The organism is Variovorax sp. (genome assembly GCF_035634955.1).
GTDB lineage: Bacteria > Pseudomonadota > Gammaproteobacteria > Burkholderiales > Burkholderiaceae_C > Variovorax.
Genome location: NZ_DASQBZ010000025.1, coordinates 388,932 through 411,315, shown reverse-complemented (window position 1 = coordinate 411,315; position 22,384 = coordinate 388,932). Strand labels below are relative to the sequence as shown.

General features: G+C 68.5%; 27 protein-coding genes. 14 read left to right on the top strand and 13 right to left on the bottom strand.

Annotated features, from left to right (window positions below):
• Nucleotides 1–58: 58 nt before the first annotated feature.
• Entirely contained in the window at nucleotides 59–1,150 is a 1,092-nt protein-coding gene (gene apbC, locus VES41_RS16300; protein WP_324819077.1) for an iron-sulfur cluster carrier protein ApbC, read from the bottom strand.
• A 172-nt stretch (nucleotides 1,151–1,322) separates the two neighbouring features.
• Entirely contained in the window at nucleotides 1,323–1,802 is a 480-nt protein-coding gene (locus VES41_RS16295) for a GNAT family N-acetyltransferase (protein WP_324819075.1), read from the bottom strand.
• Between the two features lie 155 nt (nucleotides 1,803–1,957).
• Here VES41_RS16295 and metG point away from each other — a divergent pair, with 155 nt between their 5' ends.
• Genes metG through nadB form a run of 4 tightly spaced genes read left to right on the top strand, consistent with a single transcriptional unit; the run spans nucleotide 1,958 to nucleotide 6,817 of the window.
• Nucleotides 1,958–4,063 (top strand): methionine--tRNA ligase, encoded by a 2,106-nt coding sequence (gene metG / locus VES41_RS16290; RefSeq protein ID WP_324819072.1) that lies wholly within the window; start codon nucleotides 1,958–1,960, stop codon nucleotides 4,061–4,063.
• A 52-nt stretch (nucleotides 4,064–4,115) separates the two neighbouring features.
• Nucleotides 4,116–4,322 (top strand): DUF3460 family protein, encoded by a 207-nt coding sequence (locus VES41_RS16285; protein ID WP_324819070.1) that lies wholly within the window; start codon nucleotides 4,116–4,118, stop codon nucleotides 4,320–4,322.
• Nucleotides 4,323–4,349: 27 nt separating this feature from the next.
• Entirely contained in the window at nucleotides 4,350–5,201 is an 852-nt protein-coding gene (locus VES41_RS16280) for a ScpA family protein (protein WP_324819067.1), read from the top strand.
• Between the two features lie 47 nt (nucleotides 5,202–5,248).
• Entirely contained in the window at nucleotides 5,249–6,817 is a 1,569-nt protein-coding gene (gene nadB, locus VES41_RS16275; RefSeq protein ID WP_324819063.1) for an L-aspartate oxidase, read from the top strand.
• A gap of 25 nt (nucleotides 6,818–6,842) precedes the next feature.
• Here nadB and nadA read toward each other — a convergent pair whose 3' ends face one another.
• From nadA to VES41_RS16245, 6 genes are all read right to left on the bottom strand, one after another.
• On the bottom strand, nucleotides 6,843–7,970 hold the full coding sequence (nadA, locus tag VES41_RS16270) for a quinolinate synthase NadA (protein WP_414719153.1): 1,128 nt from the start codon (nucleotides 7,968–7,970) through the stop codon (nucleotides 6,843–6,845).
• Entirely contained in the window at nucleotides 7,967–8,842 is an 876-nt protein-coding gene (gene nadC, locus VES41_RS16265) for a carboxylating nicotinate-nucleotide diphosphorylase (RefSeq protein ID WP_324819060.1), read from the bottom strand. The genes nadA and nadC overlap by 4 nt, the downstream gene beginning before the upstream one ends.
• A gap of 27 nt (nucleotides 8,843–8,869) precedes the next feature.
• A complete protein-coding gene (locus VES41_RS16260; protein ID WP_324819057.1) occupies nucleotides 8,870–9,871 on the bottom strand; it encodes an NAD(P)H-dependent glycerol-3-phosphate dehydrogenase in 1,002 nt (333 codons plus the stop codon).
• 94 nt (nucleotides 9,872–9,965) lie between these two features.
• Nucleotides 9,966–10,430, bottom strand: a complete 465-nt coding sequence (secB, locus tag VES41_RS16255; protein ID WP_324819055.1) for a protein-export chaperone SecB — start codon at nucleotides 10,428–10,430, stop codon at nucleotides 9,966–9,968.
• A 138-nt stretch (nucleotides 10,431–10,568) separates the two neighbouring features.
• Nucleotides 10,569–10,835: a glutaredoxin 3 gene (gene grxC, locus VES41_RS16250; protein WP_324819053.1), complete on the bottom strand. Its 267-nt coding sequence runs from the start codon at nucleotides 10,833–10,835 to the stop codon at nucleotides 10,569–10,571.
• Nucleotides 10,836–10,842: 7 nt separating this feature from the next.
• The gene (locus VES41_RS16245) at nucleotides 10,843–11,193 is read right to left on the bottom strand and encodes a rhodanese-like domain-containing protein (protein ID WP_324819550.1); all 351 of its coding nucleotides are present in this window, start codon (nucleotides 11,191–11,193) and stop codon (nucleotides 10,843–10,845) included.
• Between the two features lie 228 nt (nucleotides 11,194–11,421).
• Here VES41_RS16245 and gpmA point away from each other — a divergent pair, with 228 nt between their 5' ends.
• The 4 genes from gpmA to VES41_RS16225 all read left to right on the top strand — a co-directional run bounded on the left by gpmA (nucleotide 11,422) and on the right by VES41_RS16225 (nucleotide 15,102).
• The gene (gene gpmA / locus VES41_RS16240) at nucleotides 11,422–12,168 is read left to right on the top strand and encodes a 2,3-diphosphoglycerate-dependent phosphoglycerate mutase (RefSeq protein ID WP_324819050.1); all 747 of its coding nucleotides are present in this window, start codon (nucleotides 11,422–11,424) and stop codon (nucleotides 12,166–12,168) included.
• An 83-nt stretch (nucleotides 12,169–12,251) separates the two neighbouring features.
• On the top strand, nucleotides 12,252–13,688 hold the full coding sequence (locus tag VES41_RS16235; protein ID WP_324819047.1) for a S41 family peptidase: 1,437 nt from the start codon (nucleotides 12,252–12,254) through the stop codon (nucleotides 13,686–13,688).
• Nucleotides 13,689–13,751: 63 nt separating this feature from the next.
• Nucleotides 13,752–14,534, top strand: coding sequence for a molybdopterin-synthase adenylyltransferase MoeB (locus tag VES41_RS16230; RefSeq protein ID WP_324819044.1), 783 nt, complete (start codon nucleotides 13,752–13,754; stop codon nucleotides 14,532–14,534).
• A gap of 163 nt (nucleotides 14,535–14,697) precedes the next feature.
• On the top strand, nucleotides 14,698–15,102 hold the full coding sequence (locus VES41_RS16225; RefSeq protein WP_324819041.1) for a response regulator: 405 nt from the start codon (nucleotides 14,698–14,700) through the stop codon (nucleotides 15,100–15,102).
• Nucleotides 15,103–15,212: 110 nt separating this feature from the next.
• Here the strand turns inward: VES41_RS16225 and VES41_RS16220 are convergent, their stop codons facing one another.
• Nucleotides 15,213–15,845 carry a response regulator transcription factor gene (locus VES41_RS16220; protein ID WP_324819039.1) on the bottom strand — a complete coding sequence of 211 codons (633 nt, stop codon included), beginning with the start codon at nucleotides 15,843–15,845 and terminating at the stop codon, nucleotides 15,213–15,215.
• Between the two features lie 158 nt (nucleotides 15,846–16,003).
• On the opposite strand from VES41_RS16220, the gene VES41_RS16215 reads away from it, so the two are divergent.
• The 6 genes from VES41_RS16215 to VES41_RS16190 all read left to right on the top strand — a co-directional run bounded on the left by VES41_RS16215 (nucleotide 16,004) and on the right by VES41_RS16190 (nucleotide 19,632).
• Nucleotides 16,004–17,401 (top strand): CHASE3 domain-containing protein, encoded by a 1,398-nt coding sequence (locus VES41_RS16215; RefSeq protein ID WP_324819037.1) that lies wholly within the window; start codon nucleotides 16,004–16,006, stop codon nucleotides 17,399–17,401.
• A 113-nt stretch (nucleotides 17,402–17,514) separates the two neighbouring features.
• Nucleotides 17,515–17,679 carry a DUF1328 domain-containing protein gene (locus VES41_RS16210; protein WP_324819034.1) on the top strand — a complete coding sequence of 55 codons (165 nt, stop codon included), beginning with the start codon at nucleotides 17,515–17,517 and terminating at the stop codon, nucleotides 17,677–17,679.
• Nucleotides 17,680–17,742: 63 nt separating this feature from the next.
• Nucleotides 17,743–18,114: a hypothetical protein gene (locus VES41_RS16205; protein WP_324819031.1), complete on the top strand. Its 372-nt coding sequence runs from the start codon at nucleotides 17,743–17,745 to the stop codon at nucleotides 18,112–18,114.
• Nucleotides 18,115–18,234: 120 nt separating this feature from the next.
• The gene (locus VES41_RS16200; RefSeq protein ID WP_324819029.1) at nucleotides 18,235–18,615 is read left to right on the top strand and encodes a phage holin family protein; all 381 of its coding nucleotides are present in this window, start codon (nucleotides 18,235–18,237) and stop codon (nucleotides 18,613–18,615) included.
• A complete protein-coding gene (locus VES41_RS16195; RefSeq protein ID WP_324819026.1) occupies nucleotides 18,605–19,075 on the top strand; it encodes a hypothetical protein in 471 nt (156 codons plus the stop codon). The genes VES41_RS16200 and VES41_RS16195 overlap by 11 nt, the downstream gene beginning before the upstream one ends.
• Entirely contained in the window at nucleotides 19,072–19,632 is a 561-nt protein-coding gene (locus tag VES41_RS16190) for a ferritin-like domain-containing protein (protein ID WP_324819024.1), read from the top strand. Before VES41_RS16195 ends, VES41_RS16190 begins: the two co-directional genes overlap by 4 nt.
• 78 nt (nucleotides 19,633–19,710) lie before the next feature.
• On the opposite strand, the gene VES41_RS16185 is transcribed toward VES41_RS16190, so the two are convergent.
• The 4 genes from VES41_RS16185 to folE all read right to left on the bottom strand — a co-directional run bounded on the left by VES41_RS16185 (nucleotide 19,711) and on the right by folE (nucleotide 22,367).
• Entirely contained in the window at nucleotides 19,711–20,211 is a 501-nt protein-coding gene (locus VES41_RS16185) for a BON domain-containing protein (protein WP_324819022.1), read from the bottom strand.
• A gap of 129 nt (nucleotides 20,212–20,340) precedes the next feature.
• Nucleotides 20,341–21,183 carry a DUF429 domain-containing protein gene (locus VES41_RS16180; protein WP_324819019.1) on the bottom strand — a complete coding sequence of 281 codons (843 nt, stop codon included), beginning with the start codon at nucleotides 21,181–21,183 and terminating at the stop codon, nucleotides 20,341–20,343.
• Nucleotides 21,184–21,205: 22 nt separating this feature from the next.
• Complete coding sequence (locus tag VES41_RS16175) at nucleotides 21,206–21,628, bottom strand: BLUF domain-containing protein (protein WP_324819016.1); 423 nt, start codon at nucleotides 21,626–21,628, stop codon at nucleotides 21,206–21,208.
• A gap of 4 nt (nucleotides 21,629–21,632) precedes the next feature.
• Entirely contained in the window at nucleotides 21,633–22,367 is a 735-nt protein-coding gene (gene folE / locus VES41_RS16170; protein ID WP_324819014.1) for a GTP cyclohydrolase I, read from the bottom strand.
• Between the last annotated feature and the right edge of the window lie 17 nt (nucleotides 22,368–22,384).

Genomic DNA, 22,384 nt, shown 5'->3' with positions numbered 1-22,384 from the left:
CCGGCACCTTGCGGCGCCGGCCGTCCTTTTGTCGTCGTCCGTGCGGCGAGCGCGCGGCTCAGGTGTTCTTGCTGACCGTGATGGTGGGGAACTTGGCCGAGAAGTCCTTCGCCTTCTCGGCGATGCCCACGGCGACGCGGCGGGCCACGTCCTTGTAGATGGCGGCCACCTCGCCGTCGGGGTCGGCCACGACGGTGGGCTTGCCGCTGTCGGCCTGCAGGCGGATGTTGATGTCCAGCGGCAGCGCGCCGAGGTAATCCATGCCGTATTCCTGCGCCATCTTCCGGCCGCCTTCGGCGCCGAAGATGTGCTCGACGTGGCCGCAGTTGGAGCACACGTGCACCGCCATGTTCTCGACGATGCCCAGGATCGGCACGCCGACCTTCTCGAACATCTTGATGCCCTTCCTGGCGTCGAGCAGCGCGATGTCCTGCGGCGTGGTGACGATCACCGCGCCGGTCATCGGCACGCGCTGGCTCAGCGTCAGCTGGATGTCGCCGGTGCCCGGCGGCATGTCGACGATGAGATAGTCCAGGTCCTTCCAGTTGGTCTGGCGCAACAACTGCTCCAGCGCCTGGGTGGCCATGGGGCCGCGCCAGATCATCGCCTCGTCCTGGTCGACCAGGAAGCCGATGGACATGACCTGCACGCCGTGGTTCTCGAGCGGCTCCATGGTCTTGCCGTCCTCGCTTTCGGGACGCCGGCTGATGCCCAGCATCATCGGCTGGCTGGGGCCGTAGATGTCCGCGTCCAGCAGGCCGACCGATGCACCTTCGGCGGCCAGCGCCAGCGCCAGGTTGGCGGCGGTGGTGCTCTTGCCCACCCCGCCCTTGCCCGAGGCGACGGCAATGATGTTCCTGACGTTCGGCATCAGCTGCACGCCGCGCTGCACCGCATGGGAAATCACCTTGGTCGTGATGTTGACCGAGACGTTCTGCACGCCCGGCACGCCACGGGCGGCGGCCACCAGCGCCTTGCGCAGCGCGGGCAACTGGCTCTTGGCCGGATAGCCGAGTTCGACGTCGAAGGAGACGTCGCCCTCGCTCACCTGCAGGTTCTTCAGCGCGCGGGTGCTGACGAAATCCTTGCCGGTATTGGGGTCCGCAACATTCTTGAGCGCTTCGGTCAGCGCCTCTGGAGTGACTGTCATGTGATGGATGGAAATAGTGCTGTGGGGGTGGCGGCCGCGGCTGCCCGGGGGCCTCGCGACAGGCGACTCGCCCGCGCCGACAGCCTCAAGGATGCCAGATCGGCCCGTCCCGGCGACCGGGACGGCCGGGAACGCATGGCGGCGGTGGGGTCGCGATGCCGCCGGCGCTGCCTCAGGACGGCTGGCCGCCGAGCGCCTTGGTCATGCGGATGGCGTCTTCCACGCCCTCGTAGTAGCCGACCCGCACGCCCGATTCCACGAAACCGTGCCGGCCGTAGAAAGCCATCGCGCCCGGATTGCTGGCCCGCACTTCGAGCCGCAGCGCCTGGATGCCGGCGACCCGCGCGGTCGCCTCCAGCCACGCCAGCAGCGCCGATCCCAGGCCTTGCCGGCGGGCCGCGTCGCGCACCGCCAGGAGCGCGAGATGCGCCGTTTCGTTGCCGTACTGCATGATGGCGAAGCCGGCCAGGAGATGATCGCCGCGGCGGGACACCACGACATTGGTGGACGGGTCGTGCAGCGCCAGCAGCACGCGCGAAGGTGTCCAGCGCCAGGGAAGGCCGTACTCGATGGCCTCGCGCGAAAGCTCGGCGATGGCCTGCGCATCGGCGCTGCGGGCAAGGGCGATTTCGTGTTCGGCGATCACTGCCATCCCCAGGGTTGCAGGCAACTATAGCCGGCCCCACATAAAATGTGGGCCCCCGGCCTGCATCCCTGCCGGCCTGCCCCCGGGGCCCACCGCACGGCGGTCGGCCTGCCAGCGGGCGTCCCTCCCGCCACCTCAGCTCCTAGAAAAGCGCCCACGCGATGCCTCAGCGCAAACTCTTCGTCACCACGGCCCTGCCCTACGCCAACGGCAAGTTCCACATCGGCCACATCATGGAGTACATCCAGGCCGACATCTGGGTGCGCTTCCAGCGCATGAACGGCGCGGCGGTGAACTTCGTCTGCGCCGACGATGCGCACGGCGCGGCCATCACCATCGCGGCGGACAAGGCAGGGGTGACGCCGCAGCAGTTCGTGGCCGACATCGCCGCCGGCCGCAAGCCGTACCTCGACGGCTTCCACATCGCGTTCGACAACTGGCACAGCACCGACGCGCCGGAGAACCACGAGCTGGCGCAGCAGATCTACCTCGACCTGCAGAAGGCCGGCCTGATCGAGACGCGCAGCGTGGAGCAGTTCTTCGACCCCGAGAAGGGCATGTTCCTGGCCGACCGGTTCATCAAGGGCGAATGCCCCAGGTGCCATGCCAAGGACCAGTACGGCGACAACTGCGAGGTGTGCGGCGCGGTCTACGCGCCCACCGAGCTGATCAACCCTTACTCGGCCCTGTCCGGAGCCAAGCCGCAACTGCGCAGCTCGGACCACTTCTTCTTCAAGCTGTCCGACCCGCGCTGCGAGGCGTACCTGAAGGAATGGACCGCCGCCCCCGGCCACGTTCAGCCGGAGGTGCAGAACAAGATCCGCGAATGGCTGGTCAAGAAGGAAGACGGCAGCGGCGGCCTGGGCGACTGGGACATCAGCCGCGACGCCCCCTACTTCGGCATCGAGATTCCCGGCGCGCCGGGCAAGTACTTCTACGTCTGGCTCGACGCGCCGGTGGGCTACCTCGCCTCGCTGAAGAACCTGCTGGACAAGGCCCGCATCGAGACCGACGTGGACGAGGACACGGCCAATCCCGTGGCCATGACCTACGAGCAGTACATGGCCCAGCCCGACCTGGAGCAGGTGCACTTCATCGGCAAGGACATCATCACGTTCCACACGCTGTTCTGGCCCGCCATGCTTCACTTCTCGGGCCGCAAGGCACCGGACGCCGTCTACGTGCACGGCCACCTGACGGTCAACAACGAGAAGATGAGCAAGAGCCGCGGCACCGGCATCGATCCGCTCAGGTACCTGAGCCTGGGCCTGAACCCGGAACACCTGCGCTACTACCTGGCGGCCAAGCTCAACGGACGCAACGAGGACATCGACTTCAACCCCGAGGACTTCGTCGCCCGCGTCAATGCCGACCTGGTGGGCAAGTTCATCAACATCGCCAGCCGCGCCGCCGGCTTCATCGCCAAGCGCTTCGGCGGCAAGCTCGGCGCGCCCAGCGCCGACGGCGCCAACCTGCTGGCGTCGCTCCAGGCGCAGGCCGCGACGATCGGGCAGCTCTACGACGGCCGCGACTTTGCCCGCGCCCTGCGCGAGACGATGGCGCTGGCCGACAAGGTCAACGAGTACGTCGACGCCAACAAGCCGTGGGAGCTGGCCCGGCAGGACGGCCAGGACGCCCGCCTGCACGACGTGTGCAGCACCTGCATCGAAGCGTTCCGCCTGTTGGCGATCTACCTGGCGCCGGTGCTGCCGGCCCTGGCCCGGCAGGTCGAGACCTTCCTGGCCTGCGAGCCGCTGGGCTGGACCGACGCGCAGCGCCTGCTGGGCCCCGGCCATGCCATCACGGCCTATCAGCACCTGATGCAGCGGGTCGACCCCAAGCTGCTGGACCAGTTGCTCGAGCCCCCGCCGGAGGCAGCCGCGCCAGCCGCTGCGACCGACCTGCCGGGCGGCGAGGCGCTGGCCGACACCATCGGCATCGACGACTTCGCCAGGATCGACCTGCGCATCGCCCGGATCGTGGCCTGCGAGGCGGTCGAGGGATCGACCAAGCTGCTGCGCCTGACGCTGGACGTCGGCGAAGGCCGCACGCGCAACGTGTTCAGCGGCATCGCCTCGGCCTACCGGCCCGATCAGCTGACCGGCAAGCTCACCGTCATGGTGGCCAACCTGGCGCCGCGCAAGATGAAGTTCGGCGTCTCCGAAGGCATGGTGCTGGCGGCCAGCCATGCCGACGAGAAGGCGCAGCCGGGCATCCACGTGCTCGAGCCCTGGCCCGGCGCCACGCCCGGAATGCGCGTGCGCTGACCGCCACGGCAGCGCCACCCGGTAAAATCGCCCCGAACTAGCTCCCGGCACCATGAACATCTTCCGTCGCCCCCACTACAACTCCGAGATCACGAACTTCATCGAGGAGATGCGGCACAAGAAGCCCACGCTCGAGGCCGAGCAACGTGCCGGGCGCGCCCTGCTGTGGGACAAGCACCTCGACCGCGAGACGCAGGACGAGTTCAAGCAGGCCCGCGTGGCCCAGCAGCCCTACGTCTACCAGACCCAGGTGAAGTAAGGCCGGCGCAGCACCGCCGCCGGCACCATGGTCAGCGTGATCCCCCAGGCGCAGGATGACGACGCACCGGTCGTCGTCGACATGCCCGACGTGGTCGACCAGGTCGCGCTGGCCCGGCTCTATGGCGAACCGCTGTTCGCCCTGCCGAACGACCTGTACATCCCGCCGGAAGCGCTGCGTGTCTTCCTCGAGGCCTTCGAGGGGCCGCTCGATCTGCTGCTGTACCTGATCCGCAAGCAGAACTTCAACATCCTCGACATCCCGATGGCGCCGCTGACGCGCCAGTACCTGGCCTACGTCGACGAGATCCGCCAGACCCACCTCGAACTGGCCGCCGAATACCTGCTCATGGCGGCAATGCTCATCGAGATCAAGTCGCGCATGCTGCTGCCGCCCAAGAAGACGGCCGACGGCGAAGAGGCGGAAGACCCGCGCGCCGAGCTGGTGCGGCGGCTGATGGAATACGAGCAGACCAAGCTGCAGGCGGCCGCGCTGAGCGCCACGCCGCAGGCCGGCCGCGACTTCTGGCGCGCCGAGGTCTACATCGAGCAGTCGATCAAGCCGCGCTTTCCCGACGTCAACGTGGTCGACCTGCGCGACGCCTGGGCCGACATCATGAAGCGCGCCAGGCTGGTGCAGCACCACAAGATCTCGCGCGAGGAATTGAGCGTGCGCGAGCACATGGGCATCATGCTGCGCGCCTTGCAGGGCCGCCGGTTCGTCGAGTTCGAGCACCTGTTCGACGTCGCCCGCGGCTCGGCGGTGCTGGTGGTGACTTTCATCGCCATGCTGGAGCTGGCCAAGGAAAACCTGGTGGAAATCACCCAGGCCGAGGCCTACGCGCCCATCTACGTGCGCCTCGCCTACGCACCGGCCTGAGCGGCGCGGCGCGAACCGCCGCCAATTTCTGAGGGAGGAAAATTGTCGTGACACACGACTTCGATGTGCTGATCGTCGGCAGCGGCCTTGCCGGCCTGTGCGCCGCGCTGCATCTCGCGCCCACGCACCGCGTGGCGGTGATCACCAAGGCTGCCCTGGCCGACGGCGCCAGCGCACGCGCCCAGGGCGGCATCGCGGCTGTGCTGGGCGAGGGCGACAGCCTGCAATCCCACGTCGATGACACCCACGTCGCCGGGGCCGGCCTGTGCGATGCGGCGGCGACCCGGTTCGTCGTCACGCATGCGCCGCAGGCGGTGCAATGGCTTCGGGAGATGGGCGTGCCCTTCTCTCTCGACGGCGGCGAACTGCACCTGACGCGCGAAGGTGGCCACAGCCATCGCCGCATTGCGCACGCCGCGGACGCCACCGGCGCCGCCGTGCAGCACGCGCTGATCGAACGCGTGCGCGAGACGGACGGCATCGCCGTCTTCGAGCAGCACACGCTGGTCGACCTGGCCAGCGGCCCGCAGCCCGGCCTTGACGCGCCGGCTTGCCACGGCCTGTACGCGCTCTGCGGCAAGTCCGGGACGGTCCATGCCTTCCGGGCTCCGCACACCGTGCTGGCCACCGGAGGCGCCGGCCAGGTGTACCTGCACACCACCAGCCCCGCCACCGCCACGGGCGATGGCATTGCGGCGGCCTGGCGCGCCGGTTGCCGCGTGTCGAACATGGAGTTCACCCAGTTCCACCCGACCAGCCTGCACCACCCGCGGGCCGACTCGTTCCTGATCAGCGAGGCGGTGCGCGGCGAAGGCGGCGTGCTCAAGCTGCCGGACGGCACGCGCTTCATGCCGGCGCACGACGCGCGCGCCGAGCTCGCACCGCGCGACGTCGTGGCGCGCGCGATCGACTTCGAGATGAAGAAGCACGGCCTGGACTGCGTCGAGCTCGACATCTCGCATCAGCCGTCCGAATTCCTGCGGCAGCATTTCCCGACCATCAGGGCGCGTTGCGCGTCGCTGGGCATCGACATCGCGCGCACGCCGATTCCCGTCGTGCCGGCGGCCCATTACACCTGCGGCGGCGTGTTGACCGACCTGGCGGGGCGCACCGACCTGCCGGGCCTGTACGCCGTCGGCGAGACGGCCTGCACCGGCCTGCACGGGGCCAACCGCCTGGCGAGCAATTCTCTGGTCGAGTGCATCGTGCTGGCGCGTGCCGCCGCGGCTGCCATCGCCCAGGCGCCCGCGCGCGAAGCCGCGGCGTTGCCGGCCTGGGCCGACAAGGGCGCCGGCGCTGCCGGTGAAACGGCGGCGATCTCCCACTGCCGCGACAGGCTGCGCCGGTTCATGTGGGAAGACGTCGGCATCGTGCGCAGCAACCAGCGGCTCGAGCAGGCGCGGCGCCGCGTCGGTCTGCTGCGCGCCGAGATCGAGAATTTCTGCGCCAGCCTTCGCATGAGCCGGGAGCTGCTTGAACTGCGCAACCTCGCGCAGGTGGCCGAGCTGATCGTCCAGTGCGCCCTGGCGCGGCGCGAAAGCCGCGGCCTGCATTTCAACGAGGATTTTCCTGGGCCGGCGCCGTCGGCGGAAGCGACCGTCCTGGCGCCGGCGTAAGCGCGCTTGCGGGCCGAGGCGCGAATCAGGCCGCGCCGATGCCCGACACCAGCGCGCCGGGCGCGTGGCCTTGCCTGAGTCCGGCGGTGAACGCCAGCATGCGGTCGATCGGAATGCGCGCGCGCTGGCCGAGCGCCGCGTCGACGAAGATTTCTCCTTCGCCGCGCTCGAGCACGCGCACCAGGTCGGCCAGGCCGTTCATCGCCATCCAGGGGCAATGCGCGCAACTCTTGCACGTGGCGCCGTTGCCGGCCGTCGGCGCCTCGATGAAGCGCTTGCCGGGGTTGAGCGCGCGCAGCTTGTGCAGCAGCCCACTGTCGGTGGCCACGATGAATTCGGGGGCATCCATCCGCTCGGCCGCAGCCAGGATGCCGGAGGTCGAGCCCACCGCGTCGGCCAGCGCGATGACCGCCGCCGAGGACTCGGGATGCACCAGCACCTTGGCGTGCGGGTGGCTCTTCTTGAGCAGCTCGAGTTCCAGCGCCTTGAACTCGTCGTGCACGATGCAGGCGCCGTCCCAACTGAGCATGTCGGCGCCGGTCTCGCGGCGGATGTAGTCGCCCAGGTGCCGGTCCGGCGCCCAGAGGATCTTCTGTCCCTGCGCGGCCAGCGCGCGCACCACGTCGATCGCGCAGCTGGAGGTGACCAGCCAGTCCGCGCGCGCCTTCACGGCCGCGCTGGTGTTGGCGTAGACGACGACCGTGCGGTCCGGATGCGCATCGCAGAAGGCGGTGAAGTCGTCGACCGGGCAGCCCAGGTCGAGCGAGCAGGTGGCTTCCGGATCGGGCATCAACACGCGCTTTTCAGGCGACAGGATCTTGGCCGTCTCGCCCATGAAGCGCACGCCGGACACCACCAGCGTGTGCGCCGGATGATCGCGGCCGAAGCGCGCCATTTCCAGCGAATCGCTGACGATGCCACCGGTTTCCTCGGCCAGGTCCTGCAGGTCGGGATGCACGTAGTAGTGCGAGACCATGACGGCGTTGCGCTCGCGCAGCAACTGGCGGGCTCGGGCCTTGAGCGTCTCGCGCTCGGCCGGGCCGGGTTCGGGCGGCACGCGGGCCCAGGCCACGCGGGTGTCGCATGCAGCGCCGGCCGGTTGTTCGTATTCGATGTCGATGAGAGCGTCTGCGGCCATGGGTGCGGCGGTCATGGGTTCAGGAAGCGCATGGAGAAATCGGTGGCCTTGACGTCCTTGGTGAGCGCGCCGACCGAGATGCGGTCGACGCCGGTCTCGGCCAGCGCTCGCACGCTTTCGAGCGTGACGCCGCCGGAGATCTCCAGCACTGCCGCGGACTCGCCTGCCGCGTCGTTGATGCGCACCGCCTCGCGCAGCGTCGGCAGGTCCATGTTGTCGAGCAGCACCATGCGGGCGCCGTGCGCCAGGGCTTCGTCCAGTTGCGCCAGCGTCTCGACCTCGATCTCGACGAAGCTCGCTTGTTGCCCCGCCAGCTGCGCCGCCTCCAGAGCGGCGCGCACGCCCCCGGCCGCGGCAATGTGGTTTTCCTTGATCAGGATCGCGTCGTACAGGCCGATGCGATGGTTGACACCGCCGCCGGCACGCACTGCGTATTTCTGGGCCAGGCGCAGGCCGGGCAGCGTCTTGCGGGTGTCGACGATCTGCGCGCGGGTGCCGCGCACCGCCTCGACGTAGACCGCCGTGCGGCTGGCAACGGCGCTGAGCAGTTGCAGGAAATTGAGCGCCGTTCGCTCGCCGGTCAGCAGGGCGCGCGCGCTGCCTTCGATCTGCAGCACGGTCTGGCCAGCCGCGCAGCGCGCGCCGTCGGCGGCGTGCCATGTCAGGCGCACCTGCGGATCGAGCTGCCGCAGCACGGCCTCGACCCAGGGCGCGCCGCACAGCACCGCGTCCTCGCGCAGCAGCACGCGGGCGGTGGCGCCGCGTTCGGGCACCAGGGCGGCGGTCAGGTCGCCTTCGCCGGCATCCTCGCGCAGCGCGCGCTCGGCGTCCGCACGTGCAAGTTCAGCCACGGCGGGCGCCGAGAAATCGAAAAAGGGTGAGTTCATCTCTGGAAAATTTTCGGACGCGGCGAGTCAGGGCGTCTCGACGCCAGGCTCGCGCCCCATCAGTTCGGCCACTGCGTCGACCGGGCGCAGTTGCCCGTCGAGCAAGGCGACGACACATCGGGTGATCGGCATGTCCACGCCCAGGCGCAGGGCGCGTTGCTCGACGGTGCGTGCGCAGTACACGCCCTCGGCCACGTGGCCGAGCGAATCGACCGCCTGCGCCAGGCTCAGGCCCTGCGCCAGGAGCAGCCCCACCTTCCGGTTGCGCGACAGGTCGCCCGTGGCGGTGAGCACCAGGTCGCCAAGGCCGGACAGCCCCATGAAGGTTTCTGCGCGAGCGCCCAGGGCCAGTCCCAGTCGGGTCATTTCCGCCAGGCCGCGGGTAACGAGCGCCGCGCGCGCGTTCAACCCCAGGGACAGCCCGTCGGCCAGGCCGGTGGCGATGGCCAGCACGTTCTTGACCGCGCCGCCGATCTCGACGCCGACGATGTCGTCATTGGCGTAGACGCGAAGGCTCGGGCCATGGAAAGCCTCGACCAGCGCCGCGCGCACCTGCTCATGCGCGCTGGCGGCCACCAGGGCCGTCGGCTGGCCGCTGGCGACCTCCTGCGCAAAGCTGGGGCCGCTGAGCACGCCGGCCTTGAGCGCGGGTGCCACCTGGGCTTGGACCTCGTGCGCCAGCAACCCTGGCTCGGGCGCGCCGGCGCGCGCCTGCTCCACGCCCTTGCTCAGCCACGCCAGCGGTGCAGCCAGGTCGCGCAGCGCATCGAGTTGCTCGCGCAGGGCCGCCATCGGCGTGGCGACGATGACGAGATCGGCGCCTGCCGCGGCTTCGCGGGCGCTTCCTCCTGCCAGTTGCAGTTCTCGAGGCAGGGCGACGCCGGGCAGGTAGCGCCGGTTCTCGCGCTGTGACTGCATGGCCGCCAGCTGCCCGGCGTCACGCGCCCACAGCCGCGGCTGGTGGCGGCCTGCGGCATTGATCGCCAGCGCGGTGCCCCAGGCACCCGCGCCGAGGACGCAGATTTTCATGGGAAGAAGGTCCTGCAGACGCGCTGCTGCGTCCGGCGCGCGGGGTGGGCGCCGGACGGGCCGGCGGCCGTCACGCCGCGCGTCCGGGCACGGATTACTGGGTAACGACGGGCGCGCCCTGGGCGCCCTGGGCGGCCTGCGCCTGCTGCTGCTCGAACATGGCCTGGAAGTTGATCTCGGCCAGGTGCACGGGCGGGAAGCCGGCGCGCTGGATGGTGTCGGCGACATTGCCGCGCAGGTACGGGTAGACGATCTGCGGGCATGCGATGCCGAGGATCGGCGCCATCTGGTCCTGCGGCAGGTTGCGGATCTCGAAGATGCCGGCCTGCTTGGCCTCGACCAGGAACACCGTCTTGTCGCCGATCTTGGTCTGCACGGTGGCCGAGACGCTCACTTCGAAGATGCCGTCGTTGACAGGCTGCGCGTCCACGCCGAGCTGGATGTCGACGGTGGGCGACTCCTGCTGCAGCAGGATGGCCGGCGAATTGGGCTGCTCGAGCGACAGATCCTTGAGGTAGACGCGCTGGATCTGGAAAACGGGGTCTTGGTTGTCGGCCATGGCTTCTCTTGTCGATGTGTAAAGGGATGATCTGCCGACCGGAGGGTGGCCGGCGCAGCACCGCGGGTGCGGCGCCGCGAACCCGCCGTGCCTTGTTCGGCGCGGCAGGTCACGAAAGGACGATTATGGCCCGGCGCCTCAGGCAGCCGGCCCGCGCAGCAGCGGCTCGAGCCCGCCGCGCCCGTCCAGGGCAATGAGGTCGTCGCAGCCGCCGACGTGCGTGTCGCCGATGAAGATCTGCGGCACGGTGCGGCGCCGGGTGGTTTCCATCATGGTGGCGCGCGCCGCCGGATCGGCGTCGATGCGGATTTCCTCGATCTGGTCGACCCCCTTGGACTTGAGGATCTGCTTGGCGCGGATGCAGTAGGGGCAAACCGCGGTGGTGTACATCTTGACGTGCTGCATGTTTCTATCAGGCCTTTTCGAGCGGCAGGTTGGCGGCTTTCCAGGATTTCAGGCCGCCGGCGAGAGCCTGCGCCTGCTCGTAGCCGAGCTTGCGCGCTGTTGCGACCGCGCGCTGGGCACGCGCGCCGCTGGCGCAGACGATGAGCAGCGGCAGCGACTTGTTCTTGACCGTGCCGGGCAGCTTGGCTTCGAGCTGCTCGAGCGGCACGTTGCGGGCGCCGCCGACGTGCCCGGCAGCGAATTCTTCCGGGGCCCGGATGTCGACCACCACCGCGCGCTGGCGGTTGATGAGCTGCACGGCGCTCTCGGCCGAGAGCGCGCCACGGTTGGCCCCTTGCAGCATCGGCCACAGAAGCATCGCGCCGGAGCTGACCACGATCAGGCACAGCACCCAGTTGGCGACGACGAAGTCAAAGAAGAATTTCACGGGAAGCCTCGAATGGGAAACCCGGATTTTAGAATGTCGGGCTTTGCAGGGTTTTGCGGCCGCTTCGGCGGCCGGCCGATTCGACCCCGATCGGGCCGCGGCGCCGTCAATTGTCCCCTGCCGAAATTTGCAATCTCCTCCAACGAATAGGCCCCGACCATGTACAAACTGGTGCTGATCCGCCACGGCGAATCGACCTGGAACCTCGAGAACCGATTCACCGGCTGGACCGACGTCGACCTGACCCCCACTGGCGTGGAGCAGGCCAAGCAGGCCGGACGGCTGCTCAAGGCCGAAGGCTACGATTTCGACGTGGCCTATACCAGCGTGCTCAAGCGCGCCACGCGCACCCTTTGGCACGTGCTCGACGAACTCGACCGCACCTGGCTGCCGGTGGTGCATTCCTGGCGCCTGAACGAACGCCACTACGGCGCACTGCAGGGCCTGAACAAGACCGAGATGGCCAAGGAATACGGCGAAGACCAGGTGCTCATCTGGCGCCGCAGCTACAACACGCCGCCGCCGGCGCTGGAGCCGAGCGACCCGCGCTGCGAGCGCACCGACGTGCGCTACGCCAAGCTCGCCGCGGACCAGGTGCCGCTGACAGAGTGCCTCAAGGACACCGTGGCCCGCGTCATTCCCTTCTGGAACGAATCCATGGCGCCGGCCATCCGGGCCGGCCGCCGGCTGGTGGTGGCCGCGCACGGCAATTCCATCCGCGCGCTGGTCAAGTACCTGGACAACGTCTCCGACGCGGACATCGTCGGCCTGAACATTCCGAACGGCATCCCGCTGGTCTACGAACTGGATGACGACCTCAAACCGCTGCGCCACTACTATCTGGGCGACGCCGAAGCTGCGGCCGCGGCCGCCGCCGCGGTGGCGAGCCAAGGCAAAAAGGCCTGAAGGCGCGCTCTGGCTTGGAACCGCGGCCCTACGGCGCGTTCCAAGCTGTGTATATTGACTCGCTACGCCAACTGGATTTCCGAATGGGCCAAAAACTCAAGATTACAGGGTGGGTTGCCGCCGGCGCCGTTGCCGGCGCCCTGACGACCGTCTCGCTGCAGACCGTCGCGCGTGGCTCCCTGGCGCCGCTGCCGCTCGAAGAACTGCAGCAGCTCGCCGCCGTCTTCGGCATGATCAAGAGCGATTATGTCGAGCCGGTGGACGAGAAAAAGCTCATCTCGGACGCCATCTCCGGCATGGTCTCCGGGCTTGACCCGCACTCGCAGTACTTCGACAAGAAGACCTTCAAGGACTTCCGCGAAGGCACCTCCGGCAAGTTCGTCGGCGTGGGCATCGAGATCACGCAGGAAGACGGCCTGGTCAAGGTGGTCTCCCCGATCGAGGGTTCGCCCGCCTTCCGCGCCGGCCTCAAGCCGAACGACCTGATCACCAAGATCGACGACACCGCCGTGCGCGGCCTGACGCTCAACGACGCCGTCAAGCGCATGCGTGGCGAGGCCAACACCAAGGTGCGCCTGACCATCTTCCGCAAGGAGGAGAACCGCACCTTCCCGGTGACCATCACCCGCGAGGAAATCCGCACCCAATCGGTGCGCGGCAAGGTGATCGAACCCGGCTACGGCTGGATCCGCCTGTCGCAGTTCCAGGAGCGCACGGTCGACGACTTCGTCAAGAAGGTCGACGAGATCTACAAGGCCGACCCGAACCTCAAGGGCATGGTGCTCGACCTGCGCAACGACCCGGGCGGCCTGCTGGATGCGGCGGTGGCCGTATCGGCCGCCTTCCTGCCGGAAAACGTCACGGTGGTCACCACGGACGGCCAACTGGCGGAAAGCAAGGCGGTCTACAAGGCGGCGCCCGAGTTCTACCAGCGCCGCGGCGGTTCCGACGCGCTGCGCAGCTTGCCGCCGGCGCTCAAGACGGTGCCGCTGGTGGTGCTGGTCAACGAAGGCTCGGCCTCGGCCAGCGAGATCGTGGCCGGCGCCCTGCAGGACCACAAGCGCGCCACCATCATGGGCAGCCAGACCTTCGGCAAGGGCTCGGTGCAGACCGTGCGGCCGCTGGGCCCCGATACCGGCCTGAAGATCACCACCGCGCGCTACTACACGCCCAGCGGCACCTCCATCCAGGCCCGCGGCATCGTGCCCAACGTGATGGTGGACGACACGGCCGAGGGAAGCCCCTTCGCCGTACTGCGCATGCGCGAGGCCGATCTCGACAAGCACCTGAGCAGCGGCCAGGGCGCCGAGAAGAAGGACCCGGAACTCGACAAGCTGCGCGAGGAAGCCCGCCGGCAACTCGAGGCCGAGGCCCTCAATCCGGGCTCGGCCAACAAGACGCCCGAATACGGCACCGCCAAGGACTTCCCGCTCCAGCAGGCCCTGGCGCAGCTCAAGGGCCAGCCGGTCATGGTCAGCAAGACGCAGGTCGAGCGCAAGGAAGAAAAGAAGGAAAACTGAGGCGCCCAGCCCGGCTCGACGGGCAATCGTCCGAGCCGGAGCGCCCATTTCCTTCGCCACGCCATGGAAGACGAGCAGCTGCTGCGCTACTCGCGGCACATCCTGCTGGAGGAATTCGGCATCGATGGCCAGGCGCGCGTCAGCGCCGGGCATGCGCTCGTCATCGGCGCCGGCGGGCTCGGCTCCCCGGTAGCGCTGTACCTGGCAGGCGCCGGTGTCGGCCGCATCACGCTGGTGGACGACGACGAGGTCGACCTGACCAACCTGCAGCGGCAGATCGCCCACACCCACGCACGCGTCGGCCAGCCCAAGGTGCAATCGGCCGCCGAAGGCATGCATGCCCTCAACCCTGGAATCCAGGTCGCCACCCACGTGGCCAGGGCCGATGCCATCTTGCTGGAGCAGCTCGTGCCGGCAGCCGACGTGGTCCTGGACTGCAGTGACAACTTCGCCACCCGCCAGGCCGTCAATCGCGCCTGCGTGCAGCACGGCAAGCCGCTGGTCGCCGGCGCGGCGATCCGCTTCGACGGGCAGCTGTCGGTGTTCGACACCCGCAGCGCCGACGCGCCCTGCTACGCCTGCGTGTTTCCGCCGGACGCCGATTTCGAGGAAACGCGTTGCGCGGTGCTCGGCGTCTTTGCGCCCGTGGTCGGCACCATTGGCACGCTGCAGGCCGGCGAGGCGCTCAAGCTGCTGGCGGGCATGGGCGAGCCGCTCGCCGGGCGGCTGCTGATGCTCGACGGGCGCACCACGCGCTTCGACGAGATGCGACTTCGGCGCGATCCGCTGTGCCCGGTCTGCGCGCAGCGACGCGGTACCGCCGCGCCCACCGCCGAAGCGCGCTGAGTGCCGCCGCGGCGTGCGGGACACGCCCAGTGGGAGCTGTCCTACAGCGCGAAGCCCCTGCACCTTGCACACTGCACACCGGGCTCCCGATACGATCCTCTGCATGTCATCGCTGCGCATCGGCGAGTGCGTTGGGTACGCCGAGAAGAAGATGTCTTTCGACATGCCAAACACACTCAGGACTTACATCGTCGAAGACAACGCCACGATCCGGGAGAACCTCATCGGCACCCTGGAAGAGCTCACTCGCGTCAATGCCATCGGCCACGCCGAGGGCGAAGCCGTCGCGCGCGACTGGCTGTCCGCAAACGGCCCGGAATGGGACCTGGCGATCGTGGATCTGTTCCTCAAGCAAGGCAGCGGACTGGGCGTGCTGCAAGGGTGCGCACAGCGGCGCAGCGGGCAGAAGGTCATCGTGCTGACCAACTACGCCACCCCCGACATTCGCAAGCGCTGCGCCCAGCTGGGCGCCGACGCCGTATTCGACAAGTCCAACGAGATCGATGCGCTGGTGGAGTTCTGCGCCCAGCTGTCCGACGCCAGCGACGCCGGGAGCGGGCCGCACTGATGCCAACGAAAACGCCTCGCGAAGACTGCCGGGCCAGGAGCAGTCTGCGAGGCGCCAGAGGCAGCCGGGGCGCTCCCCGGCCGCGGCCGGAGAACAGCGCCGCAGCCGCTTCAGTCGATCAGCTTGTTCTTCAGCGCGTAGTAGGTCAGGTCGCTGTTGGACGACAGGTTCATCTTCTCCATCAGGCGCGTACGGTACGTACTCACCGTCTTCACCGACAAGGACAGTTCCTTGGCGATGTCGCCCGCGGTTTCGCCCTTGGCGAGTTTGAGGAAGACCTGGAATTCCCGTTCCGACAGCTGCTCGTGCGGCGGGCCTTCGTTGTTGCGATCCAGCTGGCGCGCCAGCAGGTCTGCCACGGCAGGCGTGATGTGGCGGCGACCGAGCGCGATGGTGCGGATCGCGTTGACGATCTCGATCGGATCGCACTCCTTGTTGAGGTAGCCGCTGGCGCCCTGGCGGATCAGGTTCAGGGCGTAGTGCTCCTCGGGGTAGGCGCTGAGGATCAGGATGCCGACGTCCGGCGCCTTGGCGCGGATCATGGCCAGCGCGTCGATGCCGCTCTGGCCGGGCATGGACAGGTCCATCAGCAGCACATCCATTTCGGTGGTCCGGACCAGGTCGATCGCTTCGCGACCGCTCGCAGCCTCCCCGACCACTCTCAGGTCCACATGTTCGGAAAGAAACTGGCGCAAGCCCGAGCGCACGATGGCGTGGTCATCCACAATTCCGACTCTGATCATTCTTGGCTTCTTTCCTGTTCGTTTCGCGCTCAGGCGCGGATTTACTTGACCTCCCCGGGTCCATGACGATTATTCACGGTTCGGCGTCCCCCACTGTCGGACGGCGCCTTCAAAATTGGTTGGCCACGCGTCCTACAACGCTTGCGCTCGGCCTGGCCATGCTCGCCGCGCTGGTGCTGGTGGGCATCAACGAAGCGGGATATCGTCAGTCCAGCCGCGCGCTGGCAGCCATCGGCGAGGCGCAGGGCGAGCGGCTGGTGCTCAATTCGCTGGTGCAGAGCCTGCTCGACGCCGAGACGGGCCAGCGCGGCTTTCTGCTCACCGGCGAAGCACGCTACCGCCAGCCGTACGACGAAGCCGTCAAGCAGATCGGCAACCAGTTCGCGGCACTGCGCAAACTCTACGCCGACAAGCCGGAGGAAAGCAATCGGCTGGCCGTGCTGGCCGACCACGTGACGCGCAAGCTCGCGGAAATGGACATGAGCGTGCGGCTGCGCGCCGCCGGCAACGAGGATGCCTGGAAGTTCGTCCTGACCACCGACGTCGGGCAGGAGGAAATGGCGGCCATCCGCGCCGAGGCGGCCGGTCTGCTGGCGCTTTCCGACGAACTGTTGCGAAATGGCCAGACGCAGATCGGCCGGTCGCTGCGCATGGCGCGGCTGGGCATTGGCCTTGTCGCGCTGGCCGGCATGTTCGCCTTCTACCTGTACCTGCGCCAGACCCACCGCCTGCGCGAGGCTGGCGCCCGGCAGCAGCAGGTGCTCCAGCGCGAACGCAATGCGCTCGAGGACGAGGTGCGCGAGCGCACCGCCAACCTGCGCGAGCTCGCCACCCACCTGCAGGAAGTGCGCGAAAACGAACGGGGTTACCTCGCCCGCGAGCTGCACGACGAACTGGGCTCGCTGCTCACCGCGGCCAAGCTGGACGCGGCCCGCCTCAAGTCCAAGCTGGCATCCTCCCCGGACGCGATCGAGCGGCTGCAGCACCTGATCGAGCAGCTCAACAGCGGCATCGCGCTGAAGCGCCGAATCATCGAGGATCTGCGCCCGTCGTCGCTGTCGAACCTGGGCCTGGTGGCCGCTCTGGAGATCCTGGGCCGCGAGTTCGCCGAGCGCGCCGGCATCCAGGTGGAGATGGCGCTCGAACCCGTCCTGCTCGACGAAAGCCGCGAGCTGACGGTGTACCGCCTGGTGCAGGAAAGCCTGACCAACATCGGAAAGTACGCCAAGGCGCAGAGCGCCACCATCGTGCTCAAGAATTACGAGCGGCACGTCGAAGTGGAGGTGGCCGACGACGGCCAGGGATTCGACATGCAGCAGTTGCGCCCGGCCACGCACGGCCTGGCCGGCATGCGCCATCGCGTGGAAGCGGCGCACGGCAAGTTGCGCATCACCACGCAGCCCGGGCACGGCACCCGGCTGTGGGCGATGCTGCCGGCACAGGGACGGGCGCCGTCCTCTTCCGAGCCTTATGGCAGCGGCATCATCGCCAGCGTGCCCGAGATCGCGGAAGCGGCCATTGGCCCGCCTCCTACGCTGCCCCACCGCAGCGGCTGACAGGGCGCGCGGGGGTCGCCCGCTATGGTCGTGGTCAAGCCATCCGGCGTTGCGCCGGCGGCGACCAACCAGGCGTCTCGACCATCGAAGCGCGTACCCAAAGGAGCCAATAGATGTTGCACTACGCAGTCGTGTTTCTCGTCATCGCCCTGATCGCTGCCGTACTGGGCTTTGGCGGCATCGCTGCAAGCGCCGCCGGCATTGCCAAGCTGCTGTTCGTCATCTTCGCCGTGCTGGCGCTGGCCGGCTTCATCGCCGGCTTGCTGCGCCGCCGATGACGGGGCTACGATCGCATCGGCACGAGCCATCGGCATACAGGTTTATTTCAGAAAGGGAACATCATGCAATCCGCTTCCAAGACGCCGTCCGAACTGGCCGACGACCTGCGCCAGACCGCCAATGACGCCATGGACACGACGCGCGCCTACGCGCAGAACGCGGTGAACGCCGCCGGAGAAAAGGTGCGCGACATGCGTCGCGAAGCCGAACCGACGATGGAGCAGTTGGCCGCACGCGTGCAGCAGGCAGTCCAGCGCGGGCTGGACTCCGCTTCGCGTACCAGCGCACGCGCCCAACGCCAGTTCGAAGTCGCTGCAGACCGCACGGGGCAATACATCGCGGACCAGCCGGTGCGCTCGATCCTGCTTGCCGCCGCCGCCGGCGCCGCCATCACGGCGCTGCTGGTTCTCGCGACCCGCAGCCGCGACGACTGATCCCGTCCAGGCCAGGCGCCTCCTGTGCCACTCGCCTGAGCGTTCCGGCCCGTCGCGCGACATCGGGCCGCCGTCTTCGACCTGCAACCTTCCGTCGCCGCGAGGCGTCCGCGTGGCCACATGCTGCATCCAATCTACACCACGGTCCTCGGGCATCCGGAACTTGTCGCCGACCATCTGGCCAACTACGTGGCGCTGGTACGCGAGGAAGCCGGTGACACCGCGCGGCGGCTCGTTGCCCGCACCATCGCCGGCGTCACGGCGGTCATCGCCGCGATGATGGCGCTGGGCCTGATCGGCATCGCCGTGATGCTGGGCGTGCTGCACGGCCAATTCAACTGGGTCCTGGTGATCGTGCCAGGGGTGGCGGTCGTCATAGCGCTCGTCGGCGCCTATATCGCGACGCGCCCGGCGGACCTGGACGGCTTCAAGGATATCCGGGCGCAACTCGACGCCGACGTGGAGGCTCTGCACCTGGCGGGGCAATACGATGAACGCTGAAAACGTCGAACCGACACCGCAGGAGCGGCTGGCCATGTCGCGCCATGCGCTGGTGCAGCACCTGCGGCAGGAACACCTGCCAGGGCGCCGGCGAGCACTGCAGCCGCGCGACAGGACCGGCGATGCCACGACTTATTTCGTCGAGGCCGCCACGGCGCATCCGGCTGCGGGCTGGCTGAAGCTGGGGCAGCGCCTGGCCGGTCACTGGTGGCGCAGGCACCCGCTGCACGCGGCAGGGCAGCTGGCGCGCCCGTTGCTCGAGCGCGCCGCGCACGAGCGGCCGGTGGCGCTCATGGTTGCCGCGGCTGCCACCGGCGGCGTGCTGGTGCTCACGCGCCCCTGGCGCCTGCTCACGGTATCGGCGGCCATTGCCGCACTTTTCAAGACTTCCGAGCTTGCGGGCGTGATCAACACGCTCATGCACCGCGAGCCATTCCCACGAAAGGACCTCACGCCATGACAACCGCAACTGCAAGACCCGACCAGGGCACCCAGCGCCAGAAGCTGACGCTCGACGAAAGCGCCTTGAAGGCCGCCGCGAGCAGCCTTGACGATGGCGCCGTCACGCCCGGCTACGGCCCATGGCGCGAAGACATCCTCAAGCTGCTCAATGATGCGCTGGCGACCGAACTGGTCTGCATCCTGCGCTACAAGCGCCATTACTTCACCGCGCACGGGGTGTCTTCCCCGGCGATCGCCGACGAATTCCTGGTGCATGCGAACGAGGAAACGGCCCATGCCGACAAGATCGCCGAGCGGATCGTGCAGCTCGGTGGCGAGCCCGACTTCTCTCCCAACACGCTGCTCGAACGCAGCCACGCCGACTATGACGAGTCCACCGACCTCAAGGCCATGGTGCGCGCCAATCTCGTGGCCGAGCGCATCGCCGTGGAGAGCTACCGCCAGATGATCGTGCTCATCGGCGACAAGGATCCCACCACGCGCCGGATGCTGGAGGAAATCCTGGCCGACGAGGAAGAGCACGCCGACGAACTGCGGGACTGGCTGGACAACTGATCCGCGCTTCGCAAGAAAGAAAGCCCTGGCATGCCAGGGCTTTTTTTCTTGTGCCGCAGCTGCCGCAGGCCCGGCCCGCTACATCGTCTTGACTTCGAGCCGGTTGTCGACTGCGCTGACGCCTTGCACGCCGCGAGCGATCTGTTCGGCGCGCTCCTTGGCCTCGGCGCTCGGCGCGGGGCCGGTCAGCGTGACCTTGCCAGCGTCGGTATCGACGTCGATCTCGAGCGCGCTCAGTTGCGGGTCCTTGGCAAGACCCGCATTGACCGAGGCGGTAATGCTGGCGTCCGACGTGGCCTTTTCGACGGCGGCGCCGGCCTTGCGGGCCGCATCGGCCATCTTGTCGGGGACGTCCGAGGTGGCCATGCGGTCCTTCGCCTCGCCGGCCATGCGTGCGGTCTTGTCGGCCGCCTGGTCGGCCGCGCGTTCGGTGCGGGCGATGGCATCGTCGAGCTTCTCGCCGGCAGTGCGGTCGCTCGCGTTGTCGCAGCCGGCCACGGCGAGCGAAGCACCAGCCAGCGCCAGCGCCCAACCGGCGCGCGTCAGCGTCGTCTTCAGGTTGGCAGAGGTTGGGGTCATGTAAAGATCTCCTTTGCTGGTAGGGCCGCGCGAGCACCGCGCGGTCCGCAGGCCCGACACTAATCTGCGCGCGGCGATGCCGGCGTCTGTCGCGGCGGTCGTCGGCTGTAGGACGGGACCGATGCCGTGTTACGGGGGCGTCGCGCCGACGATCCAACCCTCGAGCGGGTCGACGCCGGGCGGCACGCCGTACCCCCGCCCGGGCGAGTCCGCCCGCCGCGCCGCCCAGGCAGCCTGCATCAGGCACAGGACGGCGTCCAGCGTATCGGCACTGCCGTCCGCCACCAGTTCGGCGCGGTGCGCCCCGCCGACGGCCAGGGACAGGCCCAGGCGCGTCTGGCCGGCCTCGAGTGCCCGCAGCAGGCATTCGCGCGCCTCGCGGCGCCCTTCGTCCTGCCGCGTCGCCGCGTCGCTCTTGTAGCTGGTGCGCCCGAGCACGTCCCGCGCCACGAGGCCTGGATACCCTTCGAGCGCGACGCGTGCCGGCTCACCCTGCGGCGGCGGCAGGTGGGCCGGAAAATGCGCTCCCGTGGCGAGCAGTCGCGGCACGCCGGCGTGGAGCATCCAGGCCACGGGCGGATTGACCCACTTCATGGAGGGGCTGGAGCCCGCCGGCCCGTCCGTGGCCCGGTGCGCGAACTTCCCGCCCGCCGGACGCGCGGCACAGAAGGCCGCCAGGCGGCGCCGGAGTTCGACGCGGTCGATGCCCGCGAAATGCGCGATCGAGGCGCGCCAGTCGAGCGGCCACTGCAATGACTCGATCAGTTCGCGCGGCAGGCCGAAAGGCAGGTCGAATGCGCCGACCCAGGCCGGCTGCGAGCCCAGCCAATCGGACCAGGCGTCGAGCGAATGGAAGCGATGGACGGCCTGGAGCCGCACGTCGGCGCCGACGACACCGCCTGTCGCGACAACGATGTTCTTGCGCCGGGTCGGCGCGCTGGAAAAGTCGCAGCCGACCAGCAGCGCCGGCATGGGCAGCCCGTGTATCAGCCGATCAGCCGCGGCCGACGATCGAGGCGGTGGCCATCAGCTCTTCGAGCAGGGCCAGCGAGACCTTGCCGGACACGGCGTAGGGGTCGAGTTCCGGCCGCTCGGAATAACGCAGGAGGATCGAGGCGTGCACCTTGGTCAGGTTGACCTGGCCCATGGTCCAGCCGCCGAAGCGGCGCTCGTTGATTTCCTCGTAGTGCATCAGCTGCACGTCCTTGTGGCGGGCGTCGGCCAGGATGTGGGCGTACAGCTCGTTGACGGCCTTGCGGCCGCCTTCGATGGCCTGCAGGAACACACCGCCGCCGTGACACAGGATGCCCGTGATGCCGCAGGAGGTGTTGTGCTGCCTGGACTGGGTCAGGATCGCCTCGATCGCCGCAGGACTGGCGTCCACCGCGCGGCTGGCGTAAAGCAGGCGCACGAGCATGGCGTCAACCCTTTCGCGGCAGCAGCGAGAGGAATTCGCGACGCAACGACGCGTCCTTGAGGAACGCGCCGCGCATGACGGAGTTGATCATCTTGCTGTCCATTTCCTTGACGCCGCGCCACTGCATGCAGAAGTGCTCGGCCTCGACCACCAGCGCCAGCCCGTCGGGCTGGGTCTTTTCCTGGATCAGGTCGGCCAGCTGGACCACGGCCTCTTCCTGGATCTGCGGGCGGCCCATGACCCATTCGGCCAGCCGCGCATACTTGGACAGGCCGATGACGTTGGTGTGCTCGTTGGGCATCACGCCGATCCACAGCTTGCCGATGATCGGGCAGAAGTGGTGCGAGCAGGCGCTGCGGATGGTGATCGGCCCGACGATCATCAGTTCGTTGAGCCGCTCGGCGTTCGGGAATTCGGTCAGCGAGGGCGCCGGCACGTAACGGCCGCGGAACACCTCGTTGACATACATCTTGGCCACGCGGCGCGCGGTGGCGCCGGTGTTGTGGTCGTTCTCGACGTCGATGACCAGGCTGTCGAGCACGCCCTTCATCTTCTCCTCGACCTCGTCGAGCAGCGCTTCGAGTTCGCCCGGCTCGATGAACTGGGCGATGTTGTCGTTGGCGTTGTAGCGTTGGCGCGCGGCCTTCACACGCTCGCGGATCTTGACGGAAACGGGCGTGCCTTCGTCCGGCGCTCCGCTTTCGACTGGGCGCAGCTTGGCGTCGATCTTGGTCAGCATGGGCGGCATCCTATCAG